Genomic DNA, 18236 nt, shown 5'->3' with positions numbered 1-18236 from the left:
ACTTACGCGAATGGCACACAGTCCACAGTGCATGTGTGAAGTACGTCAAAGACGTGAAACCAACCCGACCCATTGCATTTCACAATGAGTCGGTCATGGGTTTTGCTCTTTGACGCTCCGAGACGACGGTGCTCAGGATGGGCGTGCGCGCAGGGGCCGGATCGGACAAGGAGTGGTGCACGGCATGGATCTTCGATACTCGTCGGCGGCGGAGAGATTCCGGCGGGAGATCCGCCGATGGCTGGAGGAGTCCGTACCGGCGAGGTGGCGCCAACCGAGTTTCTGGATCGACCGGGACGGGAGCGAGGAGTCCCTGGAGCTGCGGCGCCGTTGGGAGAAGGACCGGTTCGACAACGGCTTCGCCGGCGTCGACTGGCCCGTCGAGTTCGGCGGGCGCGGAGCCGACCACGAGATCCGGGCGGTGCACGACGAGGAGATGGCGCGGGCCCGGGCGCCGATCGGTCCCTTCCTCGGCCTGACCTACCTCGGCACGGCGCTGCTCGGCCCCACACTGCTGCGCTACGGCAGCGACGTGCAGAAACGGACGATCCTGCCGCGGATCCTGTCCGGCGAGGCGATCTGGTGCCAGGGGTTCTCCGAGCCGGAGAGCGGAAGCGACCTCGCCGGCCTCTCGACCACCGCTCGGCGTGACGGCGACGTCCTGGTGGTGTCCGGCCAGAAGACCTGGACCTCGCTGGCGCGCCACGCCGATGCCATGTTCGCCCTCGTCCGCACCGATCCGAAGGCGGAACGACGTCGCGGCATCACCTTCCTGCTGATCGACCTGACGCTGCCAGGGGTGCACGTACGCCCGATCCGCCAGATGTCCGGCTCGCACGAGTTCGGGGAGGAGTTCTTCGACGAGGTACGCGTGCCCGTCGACGGCAACGTGGTCGGCCGGATCGACGACGGCTGGGCCGTGGCCCGCTACCTGCTCTCGGTCGAGCGGAACGCCTCGCCGATCAGCCAGTACGTGGAGTTCAGCCACGAGCTCGACGACGTGATCGCCGCGGCCCGGCGCACCAGGAAAGACGGCCGTCCGGCCATCGAACACCCTCAGGTCCGGACACGGATCGCGCGCTGCCGTGCCGACCTGGAGCTGCTCCGCGTCCGCGGCTACGACGCGATGACCCGCATGGCGCGGGGCCAGGACCTCGGCGCGGAGGCCTCGGTCACCAAGCTGCTGTGGTCGCGGACCAGGTTGGCGATCGCCGACCTGGGCGCCGACGTCCTCGGCGCGGACGGCCGGCTCAGCCCCGACGGCGGGCATTTCGGCCATCTCCGCTGGCGCCACCTGCACGTACGCGGACAGCGGATCGCCGGCGGCACCGCGCAGATCCAGCGCACGATCATCGCCCGCGACCTGCTGGACCTCCCCCGGTGAGCGGGACGGCGATCGGCTCGGGAACCGTGCTTTTCCAGCTGCGCGACGGGGTCGGCACGGTGACCCTCAACCGGCCGGAGCGCCGCAACGCGATCTCCTGGCACCTCGTGCAGGATCTGCTCGCCGCCATCGAGCGGGCCGGCTCCGAACCGGACCTGCGTGTCCTCGTCGTCACGGGCGCCGGTGACGACTTCTGCGTCGGCGCCGACCTCGCGCGGGTCGGGTCGGACAGCGCCCACGACCAGGAGACGCGCACGCTGCGCGGACGTTCGGTGGCCGACGACCGCGAACGCCTGAGCCGGGCCTCGGCCATTGTGGAGACCCTCGTGCACTTCCCTTCGCCGACGATCGCCGCCGTCAACGGCGCCTGCGCCGGTGCGGGGCTCTGCCTCGCGCTGGCCGCCGACTTCCGGCTCGCGGCGCGGGAGGCGGTGTTCAACACGGCGTTCGTCAGCGCCGCGGTGTCCGGCGATCTGGGCAGCGCCTGGCTGCTGACCCGCGCGGTGGGCGGCGCCCGCGCGCGGGCGCTGCTGCTCGACCCGGCCAAGCTCACCGCCGCCGAGGCGGCCGACCTGGGACTCGTGACCGAGACCACGACCGATCTGGCGGCACGGACCGGCTCGCTGGCCGGCAGGCTCGCCGCGCAGGCGCCGAAGGCGGTGCGCTACGCCAAGCAGAACCTGGCGGACGCCGGATCGGCCACGCTGCCCGAATACCTGCGGCGGGAGGTGCCTCGTATGGTCGAGTGTGCCCGCAGCGGCGATGCGCGGCGGGCCGCCCAAGCCTTCCTGGAAAAGCGCAGACCGGTGTTCACCGGAGAGTAGGAGCGGCATGATCCCCCCTCTTGAGGGAGTTCGCGTCGTCGAGTTCGGCCACTACATCGCCGCGCCCGCGGCGACCCAGATGCTGTCCGACCTCGGCGCCGAGGTCATCAAGGTCGAGCCGCCCGCCGGCGACCAGGCACGCGGCATCGGCGCGTACGGCGAGGGCATCGTCCTGGCCTACAACCGCGGCAAACGCTCGATCGTGCTCGACCTCAAGCAGGCCGGCGACAGGCAGACCGCCCTGGATCTGGTCGCCGGGGCGGACGTCCTCGTGCAGAACCTACGGGCCGACGCGCTGTCCCGCCTCGGTCTCGGTGCCGACGACCTGCGGCAGGTCAACCCCAGGCTCGTTCACGTCTCGATCCGTGGTTTCAGCTCCCGAGGCCCCTCGGCGAACCGGGCCGGCCTCGACATCGCCGCGCAGGCCGAGAGCGGGCTGATGTCGATCAACGGCGAGCTCGACGGTGATCCGCTCCGGGTCGGCTTCCCCATCGCCGACGTGGCCGCCAGCTACGCGGTCGTCCAGGTCGTCCTCGCCGCGCTCCTGCGCCGGGAGCGCACCGGCGAGGGCGGGGTCGCCGAGGTCTCGCTGCTGGACGCCGCGATCCACCTCCAGTCGGCGATGTGGGGCGAATGGCACGCCTCCGGCCAGGCGCCGCGGCGCAAGGGCAACGGCCAGGCGACCGTCGCTCCCGCCGCCGACCTCGTACGCACCGCCGACGGGACCATCGTGTTGTCCGCCTACACCGCCGATCGTTTCGCGCGGCTGTGCCGGCTCATCGACAGGAAGTGGATGCTCGACGACCCTCGCTTCGCCGACAATCCCGCCCGGGTCGCCAACCGGGAGGCGCTCCTGGCGGAGATCTCGCAGGCCCTCGGCGTCCTGCGGACCGAGGAGTGCCTCGCGATGCTGGCCGACCACGGCATCGTCGCGGCGGAGGTGCGCACCTACCGCGACGTGGCCGAGGCGCCGGACGTCCGTGCCAGCGGAGTCCTGACCACGGGCGTCGGGCCGGACGGTGACCGTTACACCGTTCCCTCGCTGCCCTTCACCCTCGACGGTGTCACCGTCGAGGCGGACCAGGCGGTGCCCCACGCCGGGGCCGACTCGGGTGAGCCCGGCTGGCGCGGCGCTTGACCTGGTGAGCAGGGCGCACATTGGATCGCATCATGAACGTCCGCGAGCTCGAATGCTTCCTCGCCGTCGTCGACCAGGGCAGCATCACCCGGGCCGCCTCCGCGCTCTACCTGGCGCAACCGTCCCTGTCACAGATCATCCGCCGCCTGGAGAGCGACCTCGGCGTGGAACTGTTCCGCCGGGTCGGGCGCGGACTGGTGCTCGCCCCGGCCGGTGAGGCACTCGTCGGGCCGGCCCGCCAGGTCGTCCGCGACCTGCATCATGCCCGCCAGGTCGCCGAGGGGTATCGGGGGCTCGAACGCGGACGGGTCGACCTGGCGATCTCCACCTCCCTCACGTCCAACTTCCTGGCCGCGTGGGTAGGTCACTTCCGCCGCCAGCATCCCGGGTTCACGGTCCGGCTCAAGCAGCACGACGGCGACACCGACGAGATCGTCCACCTGATCAGGTCGGGCGAGGCTGAGCTCGCCTATGCGGTCGCGCCCGTGTCCCGGCAGGGAATCGACTGCTTCCGCATCGGGGAGGGCGAGGTCGTGCTGGCGCTGCCGCCCAGTTGGCGCGCCGAGTTTCCCGACCCGATCCCTGCCACCATGCTCGACGGCCTGCCCATGATCGTCGACCGGGGATTCGGGCGGGCGTACCTCGACTCCATCGGCGTCGAACCCACCGTCGTCGTCGATGTCAGCGAACCCGCCGGGCTGGTGCCGCTGATCGTCGCCGGCGCGGGAGCCGCTGTCCTGCCGATGCGCCAGGCCCTGGACGCTCGACGCAGAGGAGCGAGCCTGCGCATGATCGAACCGCTGGCCGTACGGGCGATCTACGCCATCACCTCGACCTCCCCCCTGTCGATACCGGCCCGCCGGTTCCTCGAACTCAGCAGGGAGAACCTCGACCGCTGGCGGCGGGCCGTGACCAGACGCACCGACCGGGGCATGTCGCTGCTGGAGGCGTCCATCGACGCCGACAACGTGATCGAAGCCGCCTATCAACGGCTGGAGGAGACCCCTGAGCAGCCGATGACGCCCTTCGCCTCCACACCGCTGCGGCCACAGAACTCCTGACCCGTGCCCTCCGGAGCCGAGCACGCGGGTGGATGACGTAGACGGTGAAGGCGTGCGCCGACAGGAACCTGCGCAGGCGTCCCTGGCGGCTGAGGCGCTCGGCCAAACCGGGCGATGCGGCCGGCGTGTGCCCGGCGCGAATCGGCGGCTCTCGGCGAGCGGGCCCACGTCGTACGTGTCATAGCCGAGCGAGTCGATCAGGGTGGCGACCGCCTGCTTGGCGCCTGCGTCGTCGCCGGCGATCGGCAGGGTGCTGCGGTCCGGGGCGCCGGCCGGGCGTCCCAGGGTGGCCAGGTGCTTGAAGAAGATGTCGCTGAACGCCTTGACGACGCTTGAGCCGGCCAGGTGGGTCTGGAGCAGGAGATGGGCGGGGGTGTCACCGGCGTCGATCTCGGGGACGCTGCCCTGCCGGGCGGGGTCGTAGTTGAGGGTGTCGATGACGACCCGGCCCTGGAGGGCGTCCGCGGGGACCTGCCGGTAGGCCCTGATCGGGATGGACACCACGTCGATGTCGCCGACGGTCGCGACCTCGGAAAAGGCCCTCCGGATCCGGCCGAGCGATGAGTTTCCAATCGTGCGGAGGTCATACCCTGCGAGACCGCGGACTGACGCGCTCGTACCCGAAGGAGACGCATGGCCAGGCTCATCTACTCGATGGTCACCTCGCTCGACGGCTACGCCGAGGCGGCGGAGGGCGACCTCGGCACCGGGGCCGACGACCAGGAGGTGCACACCTTCATCAACGACCTCTTCCGCCCCGTCGGCACCTACCTCTACGGCCGACGCATGTACGAGACGATGGTCTACTGGGAGACCGCGCACACCGAGCCCGACCAGCCACCACACATTTTGCAGTACGCCCGCGACTGGCAGGCCGCGGAGAAGATCGTGTACTCCACGACACTGGAGTCGGTGTCCAGCGCGAAGACCAGGTTGGAGCGCACCTTCGATCCGGACGCGGTGCGCAGGCTCAAGGCCGAGGCCGATCACGACCTCACCGTCGACGGCCCGAATCTCGCGGCACAGGCGATCGCGGCCGGCCTGGTGGACGAGTACCACCTGTTCATCACCACGAGCGTGGTCGGCGGTGGCAAGCGGTTCTTCCCCGACGGCGTGCGCCTCGATCTCGAACTGGTCGAGGAGCGTGCCTTCGACAGCGGACTCGTCTACGCGCGCTACCGGACCCGCTGACGTCCGGTCGCGCGTACGAACCACTGGTGCCGGGCGTTACTTCGGCTCGTCCATGGGCCGAGGTGGCTGACTCGCCTCGCGGAGGGCCGCCCAGGCGTCCGCCACGGGACCGACGTGCCCGAGCTTCTCTGGGTTGTTCACCGTACTGATTGTCTGGACCTGCCCGTCGAGGACGTCGAGCGCCCAGGTGCTGAGGACCTGGCCGTCCCGGTCGCGGAAGACCGCGCCCGGCTGACCGTTGACCTGTTGCGACGCTACGATGCAGCCGCTCCTGACGGCCAACGGGACGAACGTCGCGAGCATCCGGGCCACGTTCCCGGCACCGACGATGACGGGCTGCCACTGAGGGGCCTTGCCGCCACTGTCGCCGATCACGTTGACGTCGGCCGCCAGCAGCTTGACCAGCTCGTCGACGTCACCTTTCCTGAAGGCTTCGAAGAAGCGTTCGGCGAGATCCTCTCGCTCCCTCCGACCGACCTCGAAGCGGGCCCGGCCCGCGTCCATGTGACGTCGCGCCCGCGCCGCGAGCTGGTGGCACGCCGCCTCCGATCGGCCCACGGCGGCGGCGATGTCCGGGAAGCCGAAGGCGAACACTTCCCGAAGCACGAAGACCGCGCGTTCGAGCGGGGTGAGCCGTTCCAGCAGAAGCAGGGCGGCCATCGAGACCGAGTCGGCCAGCTCCGCCGAGCGCGCCGGGTCCTGGTAGGGATCGGTCAGCAACGGCTCGGGGAGCCACGGCCCGACGTACGCCTCCCGCCGGACGCGGGCCGAGCGCAGCACGTCGACCGAGATCCGGGTGACCACGGTCGACAGGAACGCCTTGGCCGACGCGGGCTGGACCGGGGATGCCTGGTACCGCAGCCAGGTCTCCTGGACCGCGTCCTCGGCCTCACCGACACTGCCCAGAATCCGGTAGGCGATCGCGAACAGCAGCGGCCGCAGCTCCTGGAACTCTTCGGTCTTGGTCAAGCCATCTCCTCCTTCAACCGCTGCGGTCGCCCGGCCACCATCACCAGGGCAACGGGCCGTCCACGCTGAAGAACCCACCTGTCGGCCCGTCCGCGCCGAGCGTGGCCAGGCGCACCAAGACCGTGGCGCCCTGTGCGGGGGTCAGGTGCCCGGTGTGGTTGTTGCTGTCGGTGTCGACATAGCCGGGGGCGGCGGCGTTGACGAGGATGCCATCCTTGCGCAGCTCATTGGCGTACTGCACGGTCAGGGCGCTCAGCGCGGACTTGGAGGGTGTGTACGCGGCCGACGGCAGCAGTGCCGCGAACGGCCCGTCCGGGTCGCTGGTCAGGGTCAGCGACGCCGCGTGACTGCTGACGTTGACGATGCGCGGTGCCGGTGACCGGCGCAGCAGTGGCAGCATGGCGTTGGTCACCGCGATCACCCCGAAGACGTTGGTCTCGAACACCGCCCGGACCATATCCAGGTCGACGGAGCTCGGGATCTGATCGTGGGCGTGTTCAGGCGAGACATTCCCGGAGCCGGTGATGCCGGCGTTGTTGATCAGCACGTCGAGGTGGCCGAAGCGCTCGCCGACCCACCTGGCGGCCGCCCGGACGATGGCCTGGTCGGTGACGTCCAAGGTGACCGCGTGCACGTCGCCGCCTGACGCGCGCAGCGTCGCAGCGGCCTCCTCGCCGCGCCGCGGCTCCCTGACCCCGATGAGGACCGTCATGCCCAGCGCGGCAAGCTGATCGGCGGCCGCCCGGCCGATCCCCTTGTTCGCCCCGGTGACCAGCGCGATCTTCTGATGTGGGGTCTGCTCGCTCATGACCGGCTCCTCGCTACAGGTGGGGTGTTCTTCGCAGAACGTGGTGTCGATACCTGAGACGAGACAGCCCCGCCATCCCTGACATGCGGCGAAGAACATCGCGCGGACCGGCTGGTCACGGAAGCCGCCCTTCATCGGTGCTGACGCGCGGATCCGGTGCGCGGCTTCCCTTCTCCTTCGTACGGCAGCATCAGCCGAGTTCGAGGGTCACCTTCGTCCAGCCTGGTTCGCGGCGGTCGAAGGCCTGATAGGCGTCGATCACCGTGGGCAGGCTCTCCTGCTGGGTGAGGACCGTGGTGGGGTCGGCGCCACCCTTGGCGATCCTGCTGAGCAGGCCGGGGGCGTAACGCCGGTGGTTGCAGTTGCCCGCCTTGACGGTCAGGTTGCGGTTCATGGCCGTGCCCAGCGGGAAGCTCTCGAAGCCAGGCGGGTAGACGCCGATGATGCCGATCGTGCCGGCCTTGTCCGTCATGTCCACCGCCCAGCGCAACGCCTGCGCGGGCGCGTCGCCCGGGACCCAGGCATCGTCCTGGCCGCCGGGCTGATGCTCACGCGCGGGGCTCTCCGCGTCCACGCCGACGGCGTCGATCACGCGGTCGGCCCCGATCCCGCCCGTCAGCTCCTTGACGGCCAGCACGGGGTCCTCGGCGTTGAAGTCGATGGTCTCCGCGTTCTGCATCCGAGCCGTCTCCAGGCGGTCGGCGTTGCCGTCGACGATCAGCACCCGTCCGGCGCCCTGGATGCGGGCCGACAGCGCGGCCAGCTGTCCTACCGGTCCCGCTCCCAGCACCACGACCACGTCGCCAGGGCCCACCTCGGCGAGGCGAGCGCCGAACCAGCCTGTGGGGAAGATGTCGCTCACCATGATGGCCTGCTCGTCGCTGACGCCCGGCGGGATGGCGACCAGGCCGGTGTGGGCGTACGGGATGCGCGCACGCTCGGCCTGCAGCCCGTCGAAGGGTCCGGTGGACTGCGGTCCGCCGAAGAACGACGTACCGGCTTGGGAGCCGTTGGGGTTGGCCACATCGCATTGGGCGTAGTAGCCGGCCCGGCAGTAAGAGCAGTGCCCGCACGCGATGGTCGAGCACACCACGACGCGGTCCCCCGGGTTGAAGTTGCGCACCTGGGGCCCGTTCTCCTCCACCACCCCCACCGCCTCGTGACCCAGAATGGTGCCGGGCACCATGCCGGGCATGGTGCCGCGGACGCAGTGCAGGTCAGTGCCGCACACGGCGCTGGTCGTGATCCGGACGATCGCGTCCTGCGGATCGCGGATCTGCGGGTCCGGGACCTGTTCGACCGCTATCTTGCCGGTGTCGTGCCAGACGACTGCCTTCATGATCTGTTCCCTTGTCCGGGGTCGATGTCGTGGACTACGTCCCCCGTGCCCCCGGGGAAGGGAATGGAACGGATCGACAACGGATGGAGCCACTTTCGAGTGAGGCCCGCCCGCCCCATCAGCGATGTGTGCCGCTCGGTCCTGCCCTCACCTGTTTGGCCATGACGTACCCGGGTATCTGGCGTCTCTCGATTCGGGAGGTGACCCCGCGATCGCGAAGAAGACGCTCGGGAGATCCGGCACGAGGAGGACCATGAGCGACGGATACGACGAGGTGGCGATCATCACGGGAGCCGACTCCGGCATCGGCAAGGCCACCGCCGTGGCGCTGGCCGAGCAGGGGTTCGAGGTCGGCATCACCTACCACAGCGACCGTGAAGGCGCTGAGAGGACCGCGGACCTCGTACGTGGGCAGGGCCGGAAGGCGGCGGTGCGCAGGCACGACCTGACCGATCCTGAAAAGGCCGCGGGAGTCGTCGACGAGTTGGCCGACGAACTGGGCGGGCTCGGCGTGCTGGTCAACAACGCGGGCACGGGCACCAGTGAGCCGCTGCTCGAGATGGGCTACCAGCGCTGGCGGTCGGTGCTGGCGGTGGACCTGGACGGTGCCTTCCTGTGTGCCCAGAGAGCGGCCAAGCGCATGGTCGCATCGGGGAGGGGCGGCCGCATCGTCAACGTGACCAGTGTTCACGAGGAGTACCCGAAGGTGGGTGCGGGCCCGTACTGCGCGGCCAAGGGCGGGCTGCGCATGTTCAGCCGCGTCCTGGCGCTGGAGGTGGCCGAGCACGGCATCACCGTCAACACGGTGGCGCCGGGCGAGATCGCCACGCCGATGACGGGGCAGGAGGACATGCCGCCGCAGACGGGCAGCAGGCGGGGGTATCCCGTTCCCCGGCCGGGTGACGCCCGTGAGGTCGCCGCCGTCGTGGCCTTCCTCGTCTCCCCCGGCGCGTCATACGTCACCGGAACGACCGTGTTCGTCGACGGTGGACTGGGCCTGATGGGCCCGCAGGCCGCCGGCGCCCTCGACTCGAACGGCTGGCGTATCCGATGAACACGTGAAGCCCTCCCGAAGAGCACGCATGGAGCGCGTACTCCGGGAAGGGACAGAGCGGACCGGCCGTCGAGAGGGACGGCCGGCGCAAGCAACCGACCGTCCAAGGCGAGGAAAAGCAGATGGATCCGACACAGCAGGAGACCGGCGGCGTCACCGGAACCATGGACAAGGACTACAACCTGATCTGGTTCGTCGAGCAGTGCCTGAGCAACGTGCTGCGACTGGAGAATTACATCGCCGACGCCGAACGTGCCGGGGATGGGGAGCTGACCGAGTTCTTCCGCCGGGCTCAGGCCGAAAGCCGTAAGGGAGCCGAGCAGGGCAAGGACTTCCTGCGCCGACGCCTGGCCGGATGACGCCGCGTACGGACCGACAGCAAGCACGTGGCCATACGCACTTACAGGAAACCATATGTTCATATAGTCTCAAGGTATGCATTCATCACCTGATCGGCCGCCCGAAGATCTGACCGCCCGCGCGCGGATCCGGGACGCCGCCTTGGCCGAGTTCGCCGAGCGCGGCTTCAAAGGCGCGACGATGAAGGCCGTCGCCGACGCCGCGGGCGTCTCCGTCGGCCTGGTACAGCACCACTTCGGCTCCAAGGACGGGCTTCGCGAGGCGTGCGACCGGCATGTCCGCGACGTGATCCTGGGCGCCGCCGGCGAGGTCCAGGAAGCGGCCGACGTCAGCCCCGAGTTCCTGCGGGGGATGTACGACGCGAGCGAACTCAGCGTGCGTTATCTCGCCCGGGCCCTGGTCGAGGGCTCGCCGGTGGCGGCTGCGTTGTTCGACGAAGGCTCCGAGGTCGCCGAGCGGTTCTTCGCGGCGACCTGGCCCGATGAGTTCCCGCCCGGCGAAGCGAAGGTTCGTGAGCGGGCCGCCGTGATGGCGGCGATGCATCTGGGCACGATCGTGCTGCACGACCATCTGTCCCGGCGGCTCGGCGTCGATGTGCTGCAGCGCGCGAACTCCAGCCTGATCGGCACCGCCCTGGCCGATGTCTACGCCCACATGGGCGAGTGGATCACCGCTCAGCAGGGCGACCGGCTCCGTCAGGCCGTCACCGACCTTCACATGAAGGAGCGCCCCGATGCCTGATGTGGTCCGGATCCATCAGCTGACCAAGAACTTCGGCCGGGTCCGCGCGCTGGACGGCCTGGACATGACCGTGCGGGAAGGAGAGGTGCACGGGTTCCTCGGCCCGAACGGCGCCGGTAAGAGCACGACCCTCCGCATCCTGCTCGGCCTGCTGCGCAAGGATGCCGGCGAGGCACGGCTGCTGGGCGGCGATCCCTGGGCCGACGCCGTCGAGTTGCACCGGCGGCTCGCGTACGTCCCCGGCGACGTCACCCTGTGGCCGAGCCTGTCCGGCGGCGAGGTGATCGACCTGCTCGGCCGTCTGCGCGGAGGCACCGACGCCAAGCGGCGCGACGAGCTGATCGAGCGCTTCGCCCTGGATCCGCGCAAGAAGGCCCGGACCTACTCCAAGGGCAACCGGCAGAAGGTCGCACTGGTCGCCGCACTCGCCTCCCAGGTTGAGTTACTGCTGCTGGACGAGCCGACCTCCGGTCTCGATCCGCTGATGGAAGCGGTCTTCCGCGAGGTCATCACCGAAGAGCGGCGCGCCGGCCGTACGGTCCTGCTCTCCAGCCACATCCTCGCCGAGGTCGAGGCACTCTGCGACCGGGTGAGCATCATCCGGGACGGCCGGATCGTGGAGGCCGGCACGCTCGCACAGTTGCGCCACCTCACCCGCATCTCGATCACGGCGGAGCTGGCCAGGGTTCCGGCTGACGGCCTGCCCCATGTCCACGACCTCAACACGGACGGCGGCCGCGTACGTTTCCAGGCCGACAGCGACCACATCGGCGAGGTGCTGGCCCGGCTGACGCAGTACGGCGTGCGCGACATCACCGCCCAGCCCCCCACCCTCGAGGAACTGTTCATGAGGCACTACCGATGAACACCGCGGCACTGATCCGGCTGATCCTGCGCCGTGACCGCGTCTGGCAGCCGCTGTGGATCGTGTTGGTCACTCTCTTCGTCGCGACCACGGTGGCCACCATCCGCCAGTTGCTTCCGGCTCCCGAAGCACGCCTGCACTACGTCAACGAGGTCGCGGCCAACCCCGTGATCCTTCTGATGCAGGGGCCTGCGTACGGCGACAGCCTGGGGGCGGTCGCCGCTCAGCAGCGGGGCGCCGCCACCATGATCTTCGCTGCCCTGGCCAGTGTCATCCTGCTGGTCAAGCACACCCGCTCCGACGAGGAGCAAGGGAGGCGCGAGCTGGTCGGGTCGGCGGCCGTGGGGCGGCATGCGCCGCTGACCGCCGCTCTCACCGTGGTGCTGGGCGCGAACCTGGTGCTGGCCGCGCTGATCGCCATGGTCGGCGTGAGCGCCGACCTTCCCCTGGCCGGGTCCCTCGCCTGGGGCCTGATGGCCGCGTCGGGCGGCTGGGCCGGGGCCGCGCTGGCCGCGGTGGCCGTGCAGATGACCCAGAGCGCTCGGCTGGCCGGAGCCTGGGCCTTCACCGTGTTCTTCGGGGCGTACCTGGTCCGCGGCGTCAGCGACGTGGGCGGCCCCGGCATGGAATGGCTGGGCTGGCTCATGCCGAGCGGCTGGATCCTGCGCGCCCACGCCTTCGGCGGCGAGCAGTGGTGGGTGTTCATGCCGGTCGCGGCGTTCGTCACGGCCTTGATCATGGTGGCCTACGTGCTGTCGGCCCGCCGGGACATCGCCGCCGGCCTCGTGCCGCCAAGGCCGGGCCCCGCCCATGCGCCGAAGAGCCTGCGCGGGCCGCTCGGGCTGGCGTGGCGGACGCACCGGGGCATGGCGCTGGCGTGGATCGCGGGTGCCGCCTTCATCGGTGCGGCGATCGGGCTGGGCGGGCAAACCGCCATCGAAACGTTCGGCCGAAGCGGCGCGCTGGACTTCTGGGCCGAGCGGACGGGGACCGATGATCCCACGGAGATATTCTTCCGCCTCGTCGTGTACAAGCTGGCGATGTACTCCGTCTCCCTGTACGCGATCATGACGGTGCTGCGCCTGCGCGGCGATGAGGCCACGGAATTGCTCTTGGCCGGCCCCGTGAGCCGGGCCCGCTGGGTGGCCAGCCATCTTGTGTTCGCGCTGGGGGTGCCCGTCGCCGTTCTGGTGACCGCCGGCCTCGGGTTGAGCCTCGGCAGCGGGGACGTGGCCGGCGGCCTGGCCATCACCACGCTCCTTCTTCCCGCCATCTGGGTGATGGCCGGGATCGCCGTGGCGGCGTTCGGGCTGTTCCGGCGGGCCGGGGCGGTCGTGGGATGGACGGCTTTGGTGCTGGCCATCGCTGTGGAGGTCGGCTGGGAGGTCGGGCTTCTGAGCGACGCGTTCTTCATGGTCTCCCCGCTAGCGCACGTCCATTACTCGACCCTGGCCGACCCGGGACCGGGCACGCTGCTCGGGCTCACGCTCGTGGCCGCCGGCTTCACCGCGACGGGCTTGTACGGCCTGCGCCGCCGCGATCTGACCGTGTGACTCCATGTACGGGTGCACGCATCCGTGCTAGTTTGCCTGCTTATCAGCATCTAATGCGGAAAAGCAGATGAACAGACGCGACCACATTGAGCAGTTGCTCACCGCGATGCAGCGCGACCTGCTGCCCTCGCTGTTGCACGTCCATGAAGAAGACGACCTGCGGCTGATCGACAACGTCATGTTGCACGTCCTTGACCGTGGCGAGGAGCCCACGGTCAAGGAGCTGGCCGCGTTGATCGGCCGTTCGGAATCGCGGACCAGCCGGATCGTCGATGGGCTGGTGCGGCGCGGGCTCGTGGAGCGGTACGAGGACGAGCGGGATCGCCGCGCTCGCAGGATCCGGGTGAGTGCGCAGGGCACCGCGTTGCTGCAACGGATTCGCCGGCTCAGGGTCGATGCGCAGATGTGGCTCTGGGAGCACTTCACCGAAGAGGAGGCGCAGATCGTGCTCCAGGCGCTGGAGCTTTTCGCCAAGGCTGCAAGAAAGGTACGGGATGAAGCTGATCAAGCTGCCGGAGATCGACGCCTCGATGATCGACCTGGTGGGCGGCAAGGCAGCCGGGCTCGGGGAGATGATCAAGGCCGGTGAGCGGGTCCCCGACGGCTTCTGCGTGACCGTCGAAGCCTATGGAGCGAGAGAGGTCCCGGAGGAGGAGCTGGTCGACGCCTACGAGCGACTCGGCGGCGGCAAGGTGGCGGTGCGCTCGAGCGCCACCGCCGAAGACCTCCCCGAGGCCAGTTTCGCCGGGCAGCAGGACACTTACCTCAACGTCGAGGGCGGAGAGGCGCTGATCGACGCGGTCCGCCGCTGCTGGGACTCCCTGCACACCGAGCGCGCCGTGGCCTACCGGGCCAACGCCGGCATCCAGGACGCCGCGATGGCCGTCGTGGTGCAGCGGGTCGACCCCGAGCGGGCCGGTGTGCTGTTCACGGCCAACCCGATCACCGGGCGTCGCACCCAGATGGTCGTCGACGCCGCGCAAGGACTCGGCACCGCGATCGTCGACGGCACCGTGGTGCCCGACCACCACGAATTCGACGACGACGCCGCCCAGGACGGCTGGCTGGAGGACCTGCGTACGGCGGGGCTGCGGTTGCGGGAGCACTTCGGCTCGCCGCAGGACATCGAGTGGGCCATCGATCGGGACGGCGCGCTGTGGTTACTGCAGTCCCGTCCGATCACGACGCTGTTCCCGGCGCCACCGGCGACCGACGATGCCCGGCTCTACCTGGAGTTCGGTCACATCCAGGGCATGTTGCGGCCGATGACCCCGATGGGGGTGTCGATGCTCAAGGCCGGCGCCGCCCCGTGGTTCGAAGCGGTCGGCGCGAAAGTCGATCGGCGTGATCCACTGCCCCGGATGGTCCCGATCGGCGGCAGGCTCTTCTTCGACCTGACCGACTTCCTGCGGAACAAGGCGATCCGCGAGCGGCTGGGAGTTTCACTGGAGGTGTACGGTCCGCGGGTACAGAGCGCCGTGCGGCGGATCATGCACGATCCGCGCTTCGCCCCGCGCCCCGGCCTGCCGTTCAACCTGCGCACGGTCACCAAGGCGGTGGCGCTGATGGCGCCCAGGGCCGTCGCCGGGCTCGCAGCCGCCATGGCGAGGCCGGACGCCGCGCGGGCCAAGGCCTACCGCGGCGTCCAGAAGGTCAGGCGGCTGACCGTCCCGCCCGGGAAGAACGCGACCGCCGCCGAACGGTTGCGCTGGGCGATGGAGGACTCGCACAAGCCGATCATGAACCTGGACATGCAGGGGATCGTCTGGCCGCTGGCTGCCGGCATCATCGCCGGCACGGCTCCGGCCTTCCTGCTTGAGGGCGTGGCCACCGAAGAAGAACTGGACACCGTCCTCGGCGGCATGCCGTATAACGTGACCACAGAGATGGACCTGGCCCTGTGGAAGCTCGCGGTGAAGGCGCGCGAGCACCGCGACCTGTTCGGGAACACCCCCTCGGAAGAACTCGCCGCCCGCTACCGGGAAGGCGACCTGCCCGACATCGGCATGGCCGCGTTCCTCGGGAAGTACGGCATGCGCGCCGCCGCCGAGATCGACGTCGGTATGCCACGGTGGGCGGAGGACCCGGCCCCGCTGTTCTCCACGATCGCCAACTACCTGCGCGTGGACGACCCCGGCCAGGCACCGGACCGGCGGTTCGAGCAGGCCGCGGCGAGAGCCGAGCGGATGCTCACTATGCTGGCGCGGCGCGCCCGACGCAGGCGGCCGATCCGCGGCAGGATCGCGTCCTTCCTCATGCGCAGATCGCGCAAGCTCACCGGCCTGCGCGAGATCGGCAAGTTCGCCTGGCTGATCCCGCTGCGGGCGGCGCGGGAGCAACTGCTGCTCGTGGGCGAGGAGTTGTTCGAGCGACCGGACGACATCATGTTCCTGGACCTGGCCGAGGCACGCCAGGCCGTGGACGGCGCGGATCTCCGCCCCGTGATCGCGGCGCGGCGTGCCGAGTACGAGCGCGAACTGCGACGGCCCACCGTACCCGGAGCCCTGCTGTCCGACGGCACCGACGTGGAGGCGCTCGCGCCGCAGGGCCCCGAGGAGGACGGAGTGCTCACCGGCATGGCCGGGGCGGCGGGCCGGGCGACAGGCAGGGCGCGGGTGATCCGCGACCCGGCCGACGCGCACATCGAGCCCGGCGAGATCCTCGTCGCGCCCACCACCGACCCCGGCTGGACACCGCTCTTCCTGACCACGGCGGGCCTGGTCACCGAGACCGGCTCCCCGGTCGCGCACGGCCCGACCGTCGCCAGGGAATATGGCATCCCGGCCGTCATCTGCGTGCGCAACGCCACCCACGAGATCAGAACCGGGCAGCTCATCACCATCGACGGCGCCGCGGGCACCGTGCGCATAGAGGAGGGATGAGCCGAGGGCGGGCCACGGCGGCGGCGACGCCGTCTTCAGCGCCCCGGCGCCCGCGGGCTCATGACGGGGCGTCCTCCTTGGCTCGTCCCCGGAGCCGGCGCGCGATGCCGAACCAGGTGGGGACGTCACGCTCGTCGTCGAAGCCGCGGGCGACGACGATGTCGGTGGAGGAGTGCAGGACGATCGACAGGACGATGGTCACCGCGACGAACTGGAAGACGCTTTCGGCCGCCGCGATGCCGGAGGACAGGACGATCAATCCGTAGACGACGGAGGCGAACCCCTTGGGGCCGAACCAGGCCACCGCGGCCTGCTCACGTACGCTCAGCCCGGAGCCGAGGTACGACACCCAGATCGCCACGGGCCGGGCCAGCACCAGCGCCAGGATCGCGAACACCCAGCCCTGCCAGCCGACGGAGCCGAGCAGGGCAGGGGTGATGAGCGCGCCGAACACCAGCAACGCACCCAGCTTCAGCAGCTCGGCGATGAGCTCGCCGAAATGCTCGAACGACTCGCGCTGGCGCTCGCCGAAGGTGGCGACGGTGACTCCGGCGGCGAAGGCCGCGAGGAACAGGTTGCCGTGTGTGACCTTGCCCACCGCCAGCACCAGCAGGCCGATGGCCAGGCCGTTGAGTGGCTCGTACTGGGTGGAGGCGGAGAACCAGCGGGTCTGCTCCAGTTTGATCGCCAGCCACGGGATGGCCACCCCGATCACGATGCCGAGGCCGAGTTCGAGACCGAGCTCGCCCAGGTGCAGGTCGTGCGAGCCGGCCGCGACGGCCAGGAACACCATCACGAACGGCAGCGCCAGGCCGTCATTGACGCCCGATTCCACGTTCAGCAGCTGCCGCAGCCGGGGTGGCACCTTCTCGTTGCCGACCAGCGCGGCGGCGAACACCGGGTCGGTCGGTGCAAGGATCGCACCGATCAGCAGCGACTCGACCCACCCGAGACCGAGCAGGTAGTGGGCGGCCAGCGCGGTGATGGCCAGCGTGAGCGGCAGCCCCCATCCCAGGGCTCGACCGGGCAGACGCCACGCGCCGCGCAGATCCTTCCAGCCGACCCGCATGCCGTCGGTGAACAGCACGGCGAACAGCGCCAGCTCGGCCAGCGTGGCCACGAGATCGTCGCCGGGCTGCAGCGACACCACGCCCAGCGCGCCATCGCCGAGCAGGAACCCGGCCACGAGGAACAGCGCCGCCGTGGACAGGATGGTGCGGTTCGCCAGACTGGACAGCAGCACGGCCAGCATCAGCATGCCCGCGAACGCAAGTGACAGCGCACCCATCAGACGGCCTCTTTAGGATCGGCAATGAGAACTGCCGACCAGACTTCCCGGCGCACCTGCGGGAAACTTATCAAGCCGCGACAACACCCCGCACTTCCGCACACAGTACGGTGTCCGCTCCCCTGCACCGGTGAGCAGGTGCCCGATCGGCACGGTTCCCGGATCATTGATACGTTGATGGCAGGTGTGCCGGGAAGTCTGGTCGGTGGTTCTCGTTGCCGACCACGAAAGAGGCTCTTAGTGCGCGCACGCGATCTGGCATGCGATTTTCCGACCGTCACCGTGGACACCCCCGTCTACGACGCCGCCCGGCTCCTCGCCGAGCAGGACCTGCCCGGCCTCATCGTGGTCGACGGCCGCGGGTTGCCCGTCACCATCCTGCCGGGCACGCAGGTGCTCCGGCTGGCCGTACCCGGCTACTGCCAGGACGATCCGGCGCTGGCGCGGGTCGTCGACGAAGCGCACGCCGACCGGTTCCTGCACGCGCTGGCCGGCCGGACCGTCCGTGAGGCGCTCCCGGCGCAGCCGCGCGAGCTGCCGATCACCGCTCCCGACGCCACGGTCCTGGAACTGGCCGCGCTGATGGCGCGCACGCACAGCCCACTGGTGGCCGTGGTGAGCGACGGTGCGTTGCTGGGCGCGGTCACGCTCCAGGCGCTGCTGGACCGGGCGGTGGCCGCGTGAGCGTCACCGCATGGCTGGCGGTGGCGGTTTTCCTGTGCGCCTACGCGCTGATCGCCACCGAGAAGATCCACCGGGTGGCGGCCGCGCTCGGCGGT

Annotated in this window: 17 protein-coding genes; 13 read left to right on the top strand and 4 right to left on the bottom strand. The window is 70.0% G+C overall.

What is annotated here, in order from left to right:
- Positions 1-184: 184 nt before the first annotated feature.
- The 5 genes from E1267_RS23235 to E1267_RS23210 all read left to right on the top strand — a co-directional run bounded on the left by E1267_RS23235 (position 185) and on the right by E1267_RS23210 (position 5598).
- On the top strand, positions 185-1384 hold the full coding sequence (locus tag E1267_RS23235) for an acyl-CoA dehydrogenase family protein (protein ID WP_132334871.1): 1200 nt from the start codon (positions 185-187) through the stop codon (positions 1382-1384).
- The gene (locus E1267_RS23230; protein WP_220449630.1) at positions 1381-2208 is read left to right on the top strand and encodes an enoyl-CoA hydratase/isomerase family protein; all 828 of its coding nucleotides are present in this window, start codon (positions 1381-1383) and stop codon (positions 2206-2208) included. The genes E1267_RS23235 and E1267_RS23230 overlap by 4 nt, the downstream gene beginning before the upstream one ends.
- A gap of 7 nt (positions 2209-2215) precedes the next feature.
- A complete protein-coding gene (locus tag E1267_RS23225) occupies positions 2216-3346 on the top strand; it encodes a CaiB/BaiF CoA transferase family protein (RefSeq protein ID WP_132334869.1) in 1131 nt (376 codons plus the stop codon).
- A gap of 32 nt (positions 3347-3378) precedes the next feature.
- Positions 3379-4407 (top strand): LysR family transcriptional regulator, encoded by a 1029-nt coding sequence (locus tag E1267_RS23220; protein WP_132334867.1) that lies wholly within the window; start codon positions 3379-3381, stop codon positions 4405-4407.
- Between the two features lie 633 nt (positions 4408-5040).
- The gene (locus E1267_RS23210; protein ID WP_132334865.1) at positions 5041-5598 is read left to right on the top strand and encodes a dihydrofolate reductase family protein; all 558 of its coding nucleotides are present in this window, start codon (positions 5041-5043) and stop codon (positions 5596-5598) included.
- 36 nt (positions 5599-5634) lie between these two features.
- On the opposite strand, the gene E1267_RS23205 is transcribed toward E1267_RS23210, so the two are convergent.
- The 3 genes from E1267_RS23205 to E1267_RS23195 form a co-directional block, all read right to left on the bottom strand.
- A complete protein-coding gene (locus E1267_RS23205; protein WP_132334863.1) occupies positions 5635-6567 on the bottom strand; it encodes an RNA polymerase sigma-70 factor in 933 nt (310 codons plus the stop codon).
- A gap of 40 nt (positions 6568-6607) precedes the next feature.
- Complete coding sequence (locus tag E1267_RS23200) at positions 6608-7375, bottom strand: SDR family oxidoreductase (protein ID WP_132334861.1); 768 nt, start codon at positions 7373-7375, stop codon at positions 6608-6610.
- Positions 7376-7565: 190 nt separating this feature from the next.
- Positions 7566-8714, bottom strand: a complete 1149-nt coding sequence (locus E1267_RS23195; RefSeq protein ID WP_132334859.1) for a zinc-dependent alcohol dehydrogenase — start codon at positions 8712-8714, stop codon at positions 7566-7568.
- Between the two features lie 253 nt (positions 8715-8967).
- Between E1267_RS23195 and E1267_RS23190 the strand changes: the two genes are divergently transcribed.
- From E1267_RS23190 to E1267_RS23160, 7 genes are all read left to right on the top strand, one after another.
- Entirely contained in the window at positions 8968-9768 is an 801-nt protein-coding gene (locus tag E1267_RS23190) for an SDR family oxidoreductase (protein WP_132334857.1), read from the top strand.
- Between the two features lie 122 nt (positions 9769-9890).
- Positions 9891-10127 carry a hypothetical protein gene (locus E1267_RS23185; protein ID WP_132334855.1) on the top strand — a complete coding sequence of 79 codons (237 nt, stop codon included), beginning with the start codon at positions 9891-9893 and terminating at the stop codon, positions 10125-10127.
- A 142-nt stretch (positions 10128-10269) separates the two neighbouring features.
- Complete coding sequence (locus E1267_RS47355) at positions 10270-10869, top strand: TetR/AcrR family transcriptional regulator (protein WP_425465090.1); 600 nt, start codon at positions 10270-10272, stop codon at positions 10867-10869.
- On the top strand, positions 10862-11734 hold the full coding sequence (locus E1267_RS23175; protein WP_132334851.1) for an ABC transporter ATP-binding protein: 873 nt from the start codon (positions 10862-10864) through the stop codon (positions 11732-11734). Before E1267_RS47355 ends, E1267_RS23175 begins: the two co-directional genes overlap by 8 nt.
- Positions 11731-13287 carry an ABC transporter permease gene (locus E1267_RS23170; protein WP_132334849.1) on the top strand — a complete coding sequence of 519 codons (1557 nt, stop codon included), beginning with the start codon at positions 11731-11733 and terminating at the stop codon, positions 13285-13287. Before E1267_RS23175 ends, E1267_RS23170 begins: the two co-directional genes overlap by 4 nt.
- A 67-nt stretch (positions 13288-13354) precedes the next feature.
- Positions 13355-13876 (top strand): MarR family winged helix-turn-helix transcriptional regulator, encoded by a 522-nt coding sequence (locus E1267_RS23165; protein WP_132334847.1) that lies wholly within the window; start codon positions 13355-13357, stop codon positions 13874-13876.
- Entirely contained in the window at positions 13782-16169 is a 2388-nt protein-coding gene (locus E1267_RS23160) for a PEP/pyruvate-binding domain-containing protein (RefSeq protein WP_132334845.1), read from the top strand. The genes E1267_RS23165 and E1267_RS23160 overlap by 95 nt, the downstream gene beginning before the upstream one ends.
- 58 nt (positions 16170-16227) lie before the next feature.
- On the opposite strand, the gene E1267_RS23155 is transcribed toward E1267_RS23160, so the two are convergent.
- Positions 16228-17457, bottom strand: a complete 1230-nt coding sequence (locus E1267_RS23155) for a cation:proton antiporter (RefSeq protein ID WP_132334843.1) — start codon at positions 17455-17457, stop codon at positions 16228-16230.
- 186 nt (positions 17458-17643) lie between these two features.
- Here E1267_RS23155 and E1267_RS23150 point away from each other — a divergent pair, with 186 nt between their 5' ends.
- Positions 17644-18141 carry a CBS domain-containing protein gene (locus E1267_RS23150; protein WP_342774870.1) on the top strand — a complete coding sequence of 166 codons (498 nt, stop codon included), beginning with the start codon at positions 17644-17646 and terminating at the stop codon, positions 18139-18141.
- Positions 18142-18236 lie beyond the last annotated feature (95 nt).

The sequence above is a fragment of the Nonomuraea longispora genome (assembly GCF_004348345.1).
Classification (GTDB): Bacteria; Actinomycetota; Actinomycetes; order Streptosporangiales; family Streptosporangiaceae; genus Nonomuraea; species Nonomuraea longispora.
Note: the sequence above shows the minus strand (reverse complement) of the source record. Positions and strands in the feature narration are given on the sequence as shown.